Below are 10,977 nucleotides of genomic sequence, written 5' to 3' on the forward strand. Positions count from 1 at the left end.
AGGGTGGCGCCATGGCTCAGAGCACTGAGATCGAGCGGCACGCCTACGACGTCGTCGTCATCGGCGCCGGTGGATCGGGGTTGCGGGCCGCCATCGAGGCCCGCGCCCGGGGCAAGCGCGTCGCGATCATCTCCAAGTCGCTGTTCGGCAAGGCGCATACGGTCATGGCCGAGGGCGGATGCGCCGCCGCGATGGGCAACGTCAATCCGAATGACAACTGGCGGGTCCATTTCCGCGACACGATGCGCGGCGGGAAGTTCCTCAACGACTGGCGGATGGCCGAGCTGCACGCCAAGGAGGCGCCGGACCGGGTCTGGGAGCTGGAGACCTACGGTGCGCTGTTCGACCGCACCGAGGACGGGAAGATCAGCCAGCGCAACTTCGGCGGCCACACCTATCCGCGGCTGGCGCACGTCGGCGACCGGACCGGCTTGGAGCTGATCCGCACCCTGCAACAGAAGATCGTGTCGCTGCAGCAGGAGGACCACCGCGCCACCGGCGACTACGAGTCCGGCATCCGCGTCTTCCACGAATGCACCATCACCGAGCTGTTCAAGGCCGACGGCCGGATCGCGGGCTGCTTCGGCTACTTCCGCGACGACGGCCGCTTCGTCCGGTTCGACGCGCCCGCGATCGTGCTGGCCACCGGCGGGATCGGCAAGAGCTACTCGGTGACGTCGAACTCCTGGGAGTACACCGGCGACGGCCACGCGCTGGCCCTGCGGGCCGGCGCCACACTGATCAACATGGAGTTCCTGCAGTTCCATCCCACGGGGATGGTCTGGCCGCCGTCGGTCAAGGGCATCCTCGTCACCGAGTCGGTCCGGGGCGACGGCGGGGTGCTGCGCAACTCCGAGGGCAAGCGGTTCATGTTCGACTACATCCCCGAGGTGTTCAGGGAGCAGTACGCCACCACCGAGGAGGAGGGCGACCGCTGGTACACCGACCCCGACGACAACCGCCGTCCACCGGAGCTGCTGCCGCGTGACGAGGTGGCCAGGGCGATCAACTCCGAGGTCAAGGCGGGCCGGGGGAGCCCGCACGGCGGGGTGTTCCTCGACGTCTCCACCCGGCTCAAGCCCGAGGAGATCATCAGGCGGCTGCCGTCGATGCACCACCAGTTCAAGGAGCTCGCGGACGTCGACATCACCGCCGAGCCGATGGAGGTCGGCCCGACCTGTCACTATGTGATGGGCGGTATCGAGGTCGACCCGGACACCGCGATGTCGACCGTGCCCGGTCTGTTCGCCGCGGGGGAGTGCGCGGGCGGCATGCACGGCTCGAACCGGTTGGGCGGCAACTCACTGTCCGACCTGCTGGTCTTCGGGCGGCGCGCCGGCCTCGGTGCGGCGGAGTACGCCGACTCGCTCGGCACCCGTCCGGCGGTCGAGCAGGACACCGTCACCGCCGCCGCCAACCGGGCGATGCTGCCGTTCTCCAGCGCCACCGATGGCGGGGAGAACCCGTTCGTCGTCCAGCTGGAGCTGCAGAAGACGATGCACGAGCTCGTCGGCATCATCCGCAAGGCCGACGAGATGGAGACGGCGCTCAAGAAGCTCGAGGGCATCGCCGCGCGCGCCCGGACCGTCCGGGTGTCGGGGCACCGGGAGTTCAACCCGGGCTGGCATCTGGCGTTGGACCTGCGCAACATGCTGCTCGTGTCGCTGTGCGTCGCGAAGGCGGCGCTGGAGCGGCAGGAGAGCCGCGGTGGGCACACCCGCGACGACTTCCCGGTGATGGATTCCGAGTGGCGCAACGTGCTGCTGGTCTGCTCGGCGTCGGTGGGAGGCGAGGACAGCGACGACCCGGTCGAGATCGTCCGCAAGGAGCAGGTCCGGATGCGATCGGACCTTTTCGACCTGTTCGATCTCGATGAGCTCAAGAAGTACTACACCGGCGAGGAGCTGGACGGCCACCGAGCCGATGGCGCGAGCTCCGGGGAGGCGAAGCAATGAGCTACTGGGCGCATTTCCGGGTCTGGCGGGGCGATTCGGAAAAGGGCGAGCTCGTCGACTATCCGGCGGAGGTCAACGAGGGCGAGGTCGTCCTCGACATCATTCACCGACTGCAGCAGACCGAGGCGGGCGACCTGGCCGTCCGCTGGAACTGCAAGGCGGGCAAGTGCGGCTCGTGCAGCGCGGAGATCAACGGCAGGCCACGGCTGATGTGCATGACCCGGATGTCGACCTTCGAGCCCGACGAGGTCATCACGGTCACCCCGCTGCGGACGTTCCCGGTGATCCGGGACCTGGTCACCGACGTGTCGTTCAACTACACGAAGGCGCGCGAGATCCCGAGCTTCGCGCCGCCGCCGGACCTGGCGCCCGGCGAGTACCGGATGCAGCAGGTGGACGTCGGCCGCGGCCAGGAGTTCCGCAAGTGCATCGAGTGCTTCCTGTGCCAGAACGTCTGCCATGTGGTGCGTGACCACGAGGAGAACAAGCAGGCGTTCGCCGGCCCGCGATTCTTCATCCGCCTCGCGGAGCTGGAGATGCACCCGCTCGACGTCGGCGACCGCACCGAGGCGGCGCAGGACGAGCACGGCCTGGGCTACTGCAACATCACCAAGTGCTGTACCGAGGTCTGCCCAGAGCACATCAAGATCACCGATAACGGGATCATCCCGATGAAGGAGCGGGTGGTCGACCGCAAGTACGACCCGCTCATCTGGCTGGGCAACAAGATCCGTCGCCGCCGCTGACCCCCCTGTGAGTGCGTCACAGTGTTCTAACACTGTGACGCACTCACAGGAGGATCAGCCCAGGGACTTCCGGATCTGCTCCAGCCGGTCCTTCGCGGCCTTCTCGCGGTCCTCCTGCTGCTCGGCCAGGGAACGCGCCGCCTCGGTGTCCTCGGCCAGCTCGCCCGCTCCCAGCGACGTCGCGTACCGGCCTTCGATCTTGTCCCGGACGAAGTCGAAGCCGGGGACGCCCTTGTCGTCGTAGTCGGGGGCGGGCGGCTGCTGTCCGGACTCGTTCATCGGGTGACCTCCCGGTTGGGGGGAACGGCGTACTGCCACGCTACCGACGTCGCAGCCTGGCGGTGTCGTCTCGCACCACTCGTCCCCGTTCGTCCGGATCGCACTAGGCCAATCCGGTGGTCGCCTCCCCTGCAGCGTGACGCCCGTGCGGCTCGGTCGTTGATCAGCACGGAGCGCGAGGACGACGTCCCGGGCCCGTCCGCATCCCGGCCGCAGCGGCCCGGCACCCGATGAAAGGCAGGCAGATGGCGGCTACGGAGCTGTCCGTGGGGAAGATCGACGTCTCGCGGGTCGCCGCATCAGGGTCCCCGGTCGATCTGACGCTGCCCGCGGCCTTCGGCCCGTTCCGCTGGTACGGCAACACCCGGTTCACCGGTCCGCGGATGGCCCGTCAGTTCTTTCTCGCGCCGGCGGGGGAGCACCGGGTGATCCCGACCCACGTCCTGCCCGGCGCCGTGCAGACCCGACGCTCGTTCCGCGGCTACGACGCCGTGCTGTTCTCCGCCCCCGACCGGTCGGATGCCGCGCTGGTGTTCGCCGGCCCCTACAACGAGGCGACGACCTGGTTCGGCGGCCCCGCCCCGGACGACGCGGGGCTGTCGCGGCTGCTCGCCACGTTCAGCTTCGCCGACTCGCCGATCGGGGCGACCCTGAGGCCGACCTCGGACCTGCTCGTCCGCCAGGCGGACGACACGCTGATCGGGCGCGCCCCCGCCGCGACGCTCATGGTCCGGCCGGCCGCCGACGCACTGCCCACGCTCCCGGACTGGGCCGGGCTGCGCCTGCCCGGTGGCGAACTGTGGCGCGGCGAGCGGCTGCTCGACCCCGGGCTGGCCGCGCTGGTCGCCGGCACCCCGCACCAGTGGCGCTATCTGCTGGCCGGCGACAGCGCCGTGATGGATCTCGTGCTACAGGGCCCGGAGTCGGGCCGTTCCACGATCGAGCTGACCGAGGAGCGGATCGTCGACGCCCTGGGCGCGATCGCGGTGCGCTGGAGCCGTTGAGGTGTCGGTGCCGCTGGCCATCGCCCTGCTCGCGCTGCTGATCGCCCTGTTTGCGCTGGTGGCGCTTGTTGCCGTGTATGCCAGGGTCCGGGCGCTGGAGGCGGGCCGCCGCGCGGAGCTGTCCGGGTATGCGCCGCTCGTCGGACGCCCGGGTCCGGCCGCGGTCCGGCCGGGTCCGGGCGAGCGGCTCGCCGTCGTCGCCGTCCTCGACGGCGACTGCGCGCTCTGCCACGGGGTGTGGGACGCGGTCCGGGCGGCCGCCGCCGAACGTCGGGACGCACGGTTCGTGGGGCTCGTCGACCGGGTCGGCGACCTGCCCGACGCCGGGGCCGGCGGGCGCGCCGAACTGCTCGCCGATCTCACCGCCCGCGCCGATCTCTACGAGGGCTATTCGCCGACCGTGCTCGTCGTGGACGCCGCCGGGACGATCGTGCATCGCAGCTTCGTCTATCCGGACACGAATGTCCGATCGCTACTGTTGGACCTGACCCGAGCACAAGAGGTGACCACCCGGCCATGACGCGCCTGGACGACATCCCCAGCATCGCGGCCCCGCCCGCAGAGGCACGGCCGAGTGCGGTGGTGGCGCGCATCCGGTCCTACCGGCCGAGCCGGCGGACCGTCCTGCGCGGTCTCGTGATCGCCGCCGCGGCGAGCGCGCTGGTACCGCTGGACTGGTGGCTCAGCCGCCGCGGCGCCACGGCCGCTCCCGAGGGGGGCACCGCCAGCGGCGACCGCTCCGAGTTCCTGTCGTGCATGCCCGAGTCCTACGACGAGGAGGCCAACAACTGGTGGTCGGGCGGCCCCGCGGTCTGCTACGGAGGGTGGCGGCGAGGCAGCTATCCCTGCTCCGGTGGTTACCACCGGGAGGGTGAGCACAGCGCCCGGGACGAGCGGTATGTCTCGACCCGGCTCGCCACGAACTGCGACGGTCGCAACGCCTGGCGCTGGCACGGTTATCGCTGCTCCGACGCGGTCACGACCGCGAGATGGCCCGATGGCACCGAGTACACCAGCCTCACCATCGCGGCATGCGAGCTGCCGACCGACGCCCCGGCCGAGGCGGCGCCGGCGCCGGAGCCGGCTCAGCCGCCGAAAAAGCCGGTGCTCGGCGGGCTGTTCGGGTGAGCCTGCCGACGCCGCGGAGGGCGCGCTGGCCGCTGCATCCGCTCAGTACGGCCCTCGCGTTGCTGGCCATCGCGGGGGTGGCGACGGCCTCGGCGTTCACCGCGGAGCACGGGGTCGCGGTGGCTGCGGCGGTGCTGCTGCTCGTCGCGGTCGCCGGCGCGGCCGCCGGGTTCGCCAACTCGGGCTCCACCTGAAGCCACAACTCGGCATTCCTGCTGAGCGCGTCGGTCTGGCGCGACAAGCCCGTTCTCCCGTACTTCGGTGCCGGTCTGCTGCTGGGCGCGGTGACGGTGGCGTTCGTGGGCGCGGTCGCCGGCGCGCTGCCGCAGGCGCTGGTGCCCGCCCCGGTGCGCTGGGTGATCTTCGGCGTCGCGGCGCTGATCGTGCTGGCCCGCGAGGTCGGCGTGCTGCGGTTTCGGATCCCTCAGAACGCCCGGCTCGTGCCCGAGCGGGTGCAGCATCTCGGCGAGTGGGGCGCGCTGCAGTTCGGCTTCGAGATGGGCACCGGGATGCGCACCTACTCGCCCTCGGCGCTGCCGCATCTGGCGCTGCTGGCGGTCGTGCTGGTCGTGCCGTTCCCCACGGCGTTCGCGCTGGCCGCCGGGTTCGCGGTGGGCCGGTTCATGATGCCGCTGCTGTCCAACGCGTGGAGCGACGACGGCGGCTGGTCGGATCTGTGGGCGCGCGCCGAACCGGTGGTGCGTCCGGCGCTGGCCCTCACCTGCGTGGCGGCGCTGACGGTTGCGACGCTGCACGCATGACCCGCGGTATCCGTGAACTCGTGGTCGTCTACGACGTCGGCTGCCCGCACTGTTCCCGGATCGCTCGCGAGCTGCCGGACTGCGTGTCGGTCCGGGTCAAGGTGCGCTCGTGCCGGGACCCACAGCTGCCCGGCATCTATCCGAACCTGCGCGCGCACCCGGCCGTCACCGCGTGTGCGGCACCCGCGATCGGCGTCGTGCGCCGGGACGGCTCGGTGCGCTGGTGGCCGGGGCTGACCGGGGCGGTCGGCGTGCTGCCGGTACTTCGCCCCGGGTCCGCCCGGCAGGCGGTCCGGCTGCTGCGCAGTGCGCTGCGCGCCCGTGCGTGAACAGGACCGCCAGTGCGTTACGCAACGCTCACAAGGCGCGCAGCGCCGCGATGAACCACTCGAACGCCGGGACGGACGCGGGCCGCTGCGGCCAGCCGTTGAGCCTGCCGAACAGGGTCCAGTACCGCTCCACGCGGCGGTCGGTGAACGTGGCGATCCGCTCGGCGACCTCGGCCCGCGCGGACGGGTCGAGATCCCCGACCCCGATCCGCTCCAGCACGGCCGCGGCCTCGGGCGAGCCCGGATCGACACCGGCGGCGAGCGCACCGCCGGCATGCTCGGCCACCGCGGCGGCGTCGACCTGCGGGGATTGCTCGGCCGCCGAGCCGGCCACCGCCATCTCCCGGGCCCTGGCCCGGAAGGACGGGTCGGCGACCAGTTCGGCCAGCTCCACCCAGGCCTCGACCTGCTCGGTCGTCGGCTCCTCGGGCAGCTCGGCCGGCAGCTGACGCATCGCGGTCGCGATTCCCGCCCCGGGTGCCTCCGGATCGGTCCCCGTGAAGACGTGCTCGACGAAGTCGTCGATCACCTGCTGGCGCTGCGCGGCCGACAGGCGCGCGAGATCGTTCATCAGGGCTATCTCCCGTTCGGTGTGCCCGCCGCGGGCGAGCAGCGTGCACACGGCGCGCTGTACCCGCAGAGCACGGATCTGGCTGTTGATGGCGTGAATGTGCGTGGCGGCGACCTCGTCGACGCGCCTGCGACGCAGCAGCACCGCGCGGATCTGGTCGAGGCCCAGCCCGAGCTCGCGTAGGGTGCGCACGAGGTCGAGCCGCGCGACCGCGGCCGCGTCGTAGCGGCGGTATCCGCCGGTCGATCGGTCGGTCGGCGGCAGCACACCGGCGTCCGACCAGAACCGGATGGTGCGGACCGGTACGCCTGATCGGCGGGCGAGCTGGCCGATCGTGAGCAGCGTGGGCCCCGCGGTCGTTGAGGTCATGGGAACACCCTGAAGGTTCCAGTGGCTGGAAGGTCAAGTGGGAATCGCCGGCTCGGATCGCGCTGACAGACTGGGCCCGTGCTCGAGGACCTCCCGCTGGCGCTGCAGACCGCCGCCGACCGCCCCGCCGTGCTGGGCGCCGGGGTTTTCGCGCTGGTCGTGGTGCTGTGGACGGCATCGTGGCGGCTCACCCGCACCGTCGTGACGATCGCCCATGAGGGTGGCCACGCGATCTCGGCCGTGCTCACCGGCCGCGGGCTGACCGGCATCCGGCTGCACGCCGACACCTCCGGGGTCACCCATTCCACCGGCGCGGGTCACGGGATCGGCCTGGTCCTCACCTTCCTCGGTGGCTATCCGGCACCCTCGCTGCTCGGATTGGCGGGGGCGCTGCTGGTGGCCGCCGACCGGGCCGGCGTGCTGCTCTGGATCGCCACCGGGCTGCTCGTCGCGACGCTGATCCACATCCGCAACGCGTTCGGGGTGCTCGCGGTCGTGGGCACCGGCGGGGTGGTCGGGGCCGTCGCCTACGCCGCCCCGCCGGACGTCCGGATCGCCTTCGCCGCCGCGCTGTGCTGGTTCCTGCTGTTCGGCGGGCTGCGCGCGGTCCGCGAGCTGCAGCGCGGCCGGCGGCGCGGGCGCTACCGCGATTCTGACGCCGATCAGCTCGCCCGGCTCACTGGGGTTCCGGCCGGAATGTGGGCCGCCCTGTTCTGGTTGCTGAGCACAGCGGCACTGATCATCGCGGTGTGGGTGCTGCTGGTCCGGATCTGACGGAAAGGGCAGCAGGCTTGTACCCAGAGCGCACACTGTCGGCCGGTTTCGGGCTCGCGGTGCTCTCCGCGGTCTCGTTCGGGCTCTCCGGCCCGGTCGCCAAGGCGTTGATCGAGGCCGGCTGGTCGGCGAACGGGGCGGTGCTCGTGCGGCTGGGCGGCGCCGCGGCCGTGCTGCTGGTGCTGTTCGCGGTGCTGCGGCCCGGCGTGGTCGCGGCGGTTCGCGCCGACGGGCCCGCGCTGCTGACCTACGGCGTGCTCGCGATGGCGGGCATGCAGGTGGCCTTCTTCAACGCGGTGCGCTACCTGCCGGTCAGCGTCGCGTTGCTGCTGGAGTACCTGGGCCCGGTGCTGGTGGTCGCCTGGGTGTGGCTGGTGCGGCGGCAGCCACCCAGCGGACGGACCCTGCTCGGCGGGCTGGTCGCGATGATGGGGCTTTCGTTCGTCGTGGAGATCTGGACGGGGGGCGGGCTGCGCTGGGAGGGCGTGGCCTGGAGGCTGGCGGCCGCGTTCTGCCAGGCGTCGTACTTCCTCGTCGCCGACCGGGCTCAGGCCGCGACCCCGCCGCTGGTGCTCGCCGGGGTGGGGATGAGTGTCGGCGCGGTGACGGTGGCGCTGCTCGGCGCGGCCGGGCTGCTGCCCATCGTCGTCGACCCGGCCGTGACGGGGGTGGTGCTCGGCGGCACCGACGTCGGCTGGTTCGCGGCCACCGCGGTGCTCGTGCTGGTCTCCACCGTGCTCGCCTATCTGACCGGGGTCGCCGCCATCGTCCGGATCGGCGCCTCGCGGGGCTCGCTGGTGGGCCTGCTCGAGGTGGTGGCCTCGGGGCTGGCGGCGTGGCTGTTGCTGGCGGAGGTTCCGGGATCGGCACAGGTGGTCGGCGGGGTGCTGATCCTCGCGGGCGTCGTCGCAACCCGAAGCGCCCAACCGGCGGCGTCCGCCCTCCGATCGTTTTGACGAGCCCCCGGGCGGCCTCGGCCGCCCGGGGGCGTGCCGCGGCTCAGCTCAGGAAGCCGAGCACGTGCGCGCGCACGGCGTCCGGCGCCTCCAGCTGGGGGAGGTGCCCGGCACCGTCGATGATCTCCAGCCGCGAGTCGCGCAGCCGGGAGCGGAACTCCTCGGCGTAGACCGGGTCGACCAGCTTGTCCTGGGCGCCCCAGATCAGCAGCGTCGGCGCGCTCACCCGGTGGATGCGGCGCTCCAGGCCCTTGTCGGGGATCGGCCAGATGAAATGCAGAATGCTGGCCATCCGCATGGCGGCCTCGAACAGCGCCTGCGGGTCGTCCGCAGGCGGGGTGAGCATGGCGGCGAGCGGGCTGGTCGGGTCGGCCAGCACGAGTCCGGGCAGCGAGTCCGGCGGGATGCCGGCGATGTCCGGGATCGGGGTGTCGTCGCGCCAGAAGCCGATCGGCGCGACGAGCACGAGCCTGGTGACCCGTCGCGGGCTGTTGGACGCCAGCTCGGCGGCGACCATGCCACCGAACGAATGCCCGACGACCTGAACCGTGTCGAGCCCGAGAACGTCGAGCAGTTCGTCGTAGAACAGCACAAGCTCCCAGATCCCGGGCAGGTGGGTCAGCGCGTCGGAGTCGCCCCCGCCGGGATGTTCGACGGCGTAGACGGTGTGCCCGGCGGCCAGCGCGTCGAGGAACGGGTCCCAGAACAGCCCGCCGGCGCCGTGCAGGAACAGCACCGGGTCGCCGGTGCCGGCCACCAGGACCCGGGCCCGGATCTTGCCGACCTCGACGATGCGCTCGCTGACCTCGGAGGTTGCGGTGGTGGTCATGGCGGTTCTCCTCAGGCCTTGGCGCCGGCGGGCGCTGCGGTGGCGGCACGGTCGGCGGCACCCTCCGGCCACCAGCGGTGGGTCCAGCCCTCGTCGTCCCAGATGTGCCGGATGCGGGGCAGCACCTCCTCGGCGAACAGGGTGATGTTCTTCTTGGTCAGCTCGTGCGGCATCGAGCCGATCTGCAGCAGTGCGTGCAGGTTGCCCACCCGCAGGGTCTTCGCGGCCTCGATGAGGCGGTCGGCGACGGTGGCCGGGCTGCCGCCGATGATGAAGCCCTGCTCGTTGAGGGTCTTCCAGTCCTTCTCCAGCGCCGCGGCCGCGGCGATATCGCCTGGCTGGTTCGTCTTGATCGCGAACTCGGTGCTCTTGCGGGTCCGGTAGCCGGGGGCCTCGAAGAAATACGGGGGAATGTGCAGGCATTTCTTGAAGAAGTACGAGCAATGCTCCAGGTATTCTTTCTCGGCCCGCTCGTCGGTCTCCGAGACGCAGATCTGCTGGGCGAACCCGGCGCGGAACGGATTCCGGTCGACGCCCATCTCGTCCATCTTGTTCCAGAATCCGTCCATCAGCTTCTTGCCGAACTTAGCCCCGAAGAACGACAGATAGCTGTAGGTGTAGTCCTTCTTCCCGGCCAGTTCCCAGGTCTCCACGGACCCGCCACCGGCCAGCCACACCGGCGGGTGGGGTTTCTGCAGCGGCTGCGGCCACGGGTTGACGTAGCGGAGCTGGTTGTAGCGGCCGTTGAAGCTGAACGGGCCCGGCCGTGTCCATGCCTGGATGATCAGGTCCTCCGCCTCGCGGAAGCGCGGGCGGGTCTGGGTCGGCGGAACGCCGTAGCAGAAGTTGACGTCCATCGAGGTCCCGACGGGGAAGCCGGCAGCGAGCCGTCCGTTGGAGAGCACGTCGATCATCGCGAACTCCTCGGCCACCCGGGTGGCCGGCTGATACAGCGCCAGCGTGTTGCCCAGCACCATGATCGCGCTGTTGTTCGGCGTCCGCCGGGCCAGGGCGGCGGCCATGATGTTCGGCGAGGCCATGAACCCGTAGCCGTTCTGGTGGTGTTCGTTGACCCCGACGCCGTCGAAGCCGAGCCGGTCGGCGAGCTCGAGTTCGTCGAGATTCCACTGATAGTACTGAGCAACCTGTTTCGGGTCGCACAGCTCGGTATTGGGTGGGGTTACCCAAATGCTCTCGTAGCGTGTCTCGAAATCCGCAGGCAGGTCGCGGTAGGGCATAAGATGGAAGAAGATCGACTTCATTGTCATCCCTTCGT

14 protein-coding genes are annotated in these 10,977 nt (G+C 71.0%); 10 read left to right on the forward strand and 4 right to left on the reverse strand.

Annotation, left to right across the window (positions count from 1 at the left end):
• Positions 1–11: 11 nt before the first annotated feature.
• Both G567_RS0101040 and G567_RS0101045 read left to right on the forward strand, forming a co-directional pair.
• Positions 12–1,955, forward strand: coding sequence for a fumarate reductase/succinate dehydrogenase flavoprotein subunit (locus tag G567_RS0101040; RefSeq protein WP_028928500.1), 1,944 nt, complete (start codon positions 12–14; stop codon positions 1,953–1,955).
• Complete coding sequence (locus G567_RS0101045; RefSeq protein WP_028928501.1) at positions 1,952–2,701, forward strand: succinate dehydrogenase/fumarate reductase iron-sulfur subunit; 750 nt, start codon at positions 1,952–1,954, stop codon at positions 2,699–2,701. The genes G567_RS0101040 and G567_RS0101045 overlap by 4 nt, the downstream gene beginning before the upstream one ends.
• A gap of 54 nt (positions 2,702–2,755) precedes the next feature.
• Here the strand turns inward: G567_RS0101045 and G567_RS0101050 are convergent, their stop codons facing one another.
• Positions 2,756–2,980, reverse strand: coding sequence for a hypothetical protein (locus tag G567_RS0101050; RefSeq protein ID WP_028928502.1), 225 nt, complete (start codon positions 2,978–2,980; stop codon positions 2,756–2,758).
• Between the two features lie 245 nt (positions 2,981–3,225).
• Here G567_RS0101050 and G567_RS0101055 point away from each other — a divergent pair, with 245 nt between their 5' ends.
• The 6 genes from G567_RS0101055 (at position 3,226) to G567_RS0101080 (ending at position 6,202) form a co-directional block, all read left to right on the forward strand.
• The gene (locus G567_RS0101055) at positions 3,226–3,984 is read left to right on the forward strand and encodes a hypothetical protein (protein ID WP_028928503.1); all 759 of its coding nucleotides are present in this window, start codon (positions 3,226–3,228) and stop codon (positions 3,982–3,984) included.
• Position 3,985: 1 nt separating this feature from the next.
• Positions 3,986–4,504, forward strand: coding sequence for a hypothetical protein (locus G567_RS0101060; protein WP_028928504.1), 519 nt, complete (start codon positions 3,986–3,988; stop codon positions 4,502–4,504).
• Positions 4,501–5,112, forward strand: coding sequence for a hypothetical protein (locus G567_RS0101065; protein WP_028928505.1), 612 nt, complete (start codon positions 4,501–4,503; stop codon positions 5,110–5,112). Before G567_RS0101060 ends, G567_RS0101065 begins: the two co-directional genes overlap by 4 nt.
• Positions 5,109–5,306 (forward strand): hypothetical protein, encoded by a 198-nt coding sequence (locus G567_RS0101070; protein ID WP_028928506.1) that lies wholly within the window; start codon positions 5,109–5,111, stop codon positions 5,304–5,306. Before G567_RS0101065 ends, G567_RS0101070 begins: the two co-directional genes overlap by 4 nt.
• Positions 5,307–5,411: 105 nt before the next feature.
• Positions 5,412–5,873: a hypothetical protein gene (locus tag G567_RS26080; protein WP_161631651.1), complete on the forward strand. Its 462-nt coding sequence runs from the start codon at positions 5,412–5,414 to the stop codon at positions 5,871–5,873.
• Complete coding sequence (locus tag G567_RS0101080; protein WP_028928507.1) at positions 5,870–6,202, forward strand: hypothetical protein; 333 nt, start codon at positions 5,870–5,872, stop codon at positions 6,200–6,202. Before G567_RS26080 ends, G567_RS0101080 begins: the two co-directional genes overlap by 4 nt.
• A gap of 28 nt (positions 6,203–6,230) precedes the next feature.
• Here the strand turns inward: G567_RS0101080 and G567_RS0101085 are convergent, their stop codons facing one another.
• Positions 6,231–7,142 (reverse strand): helix-turn-helix domain-containing protein, encoded by a 912-nt coding sequence (locus G567_RS0101085; protein WP_028928508.1) that lies wholly within the window; start codon positions 7,140–7,142, stop codon positions 6,231–6,233.
• A gap of 78 nt (positions 7,143–7,220) precedes the next feature.
• Between G567_RS0101085 and G567_RS0101090 the strand changes: the two genes are divergently transcribed.
• Together G567_RS0101090 and G567_RS26085 are read left to right on the forward strand one after the other, a co-directional pair.
• Complete coding sequence (locus G567_RS0101090) at positions 7,221–7,916, forward strand: M50 family metallopeptidase (RefSeq protein ID WP_028928509.1); 696 nt, start codon at positions 7,221–7,223, stop codon at positions 7,914–7,916.
• A gap of 17 nt (positions 7,917–7,933) precedes the next feature.
• Positions 7,934–8,872: an EamA family transporter gene (locus G567_RS26085; protein WP_051232018.1), complete on the forward strand. Its 939-nt coding sequence runs from the start codon at positions 7,934–7,936 to the stop codon at positions 8,870–8,872.
• Between the two features lie 43 nt (positions 8,873–8,915).
• Here G567_RS26085 and G567_RS0101100 read toward each other — a convergent pair whose 3' ends face one another.
• On the reverse strand, positions 8,916–9,701 hold the full coding sequence (locus tag G567_RS0101100; RefSeq protein WP_028928510.1) for an alpha/beta fold hydrolase: 786 nt from the start codon (positions 9,699–9,701) through the stop codon (positions 8,916–8,918).
• An 11-nt stretch (positions 9,702–9,712) separates the two neighbouring features.
• Positions 9,713–10,963 (reverse strand): LLM class flavin-dependent oxidoreductase, encoded by a 1,251-nt coding sequence (locus G567_RS0101105; protein ID WP_028928511.1) that lies wholly within the window; start codon positions 10,961–10,963, stop codon positions 9,713–9,715.
• Positions 10,964–10,977: the final 14 nt, after the last annotated feature.

It is taken from the genome of Pseudonocardia asaccharolytica DSM 44247 = NBRC 16224, assembly GCF_000423625.1.
GTDB lineage: Bacteria > Actinomycetota > Actinomycetes > Mycobacteriales > Pseudonocardiaceae > Pseudonocardia > Pseudonocardia asaccharolytica.

What these genes read in the sequence shown, in the direction of transcription:
- G567_RS0101040 (WP_028928500.1), top strand. Translation starts at nt 12, where the DNA reads ATGGCTCAGAGCACTGAGATCGAGCGGCACGCCTACGACGTCGTCGTC.
- G567_RS0101045 (WP_028928501.1), top strand. Translation starts at nt 1,952, where the DNA reads ATGAGCTACTGGGCGCATTTCCGGGTCTGGCGGGGCGATTCGGAAAAG.
- G567_RS0101050 (WP_028928502.1), bottom strand. Translation starts at nt 2,980, where the DNA reads ATGAACGAGTCCGGACAGCAGCCGCCCGCCCCCGACTACGACGACAAG.
- G567_RS0101055 (WP_028928503.1), top strand. Translation starts at nt 3,226, where the DNA reads ATGGCGGCTACGGAGCTGTCCGTGGGGAAGATCGACGTCTCGCGGGTC.
- G567_RS0101065 (WP_028928505.1), top strand. Translation starts at nt 4,501, where the DNA reads ATGACGCGCCTGGACGACATCCCCAGCATCGCGGCCCCGCCCGCAGAG.
- G567_RS0101080 (WP_028928507.1), top strand. Translation starts at nt 5,870, where the DNA reads ATGACCCGCGGTATCCGTGAACTCGTGGTCGTCTACGACGTCGGCTGC.
- G567_RS0101085 (WP_028928508.1), bottom strand. Translation starts at nt 7,142, where the DNA reads ATGACCTCAACGACCGCGGGGCCCACGCTGCTCACGATCGGCCAGCTC.
- G567_RS0101100 (WP_028928510.1), bottom strand. Translation starts at nt 9,701, where the DNA reads ATGACCACCACCGCAACCTCCGAGGTCAGCGAGCGCATCGTCGAGGTC.
- G567_RS0101105 (WP_028928511.1), bottom strand. Translation starts at nt 10,963, where the DNA reads ATGAAGTCGATCTTCTTCCATCTTATGCCCTACCGCGACCTGCCTGCG.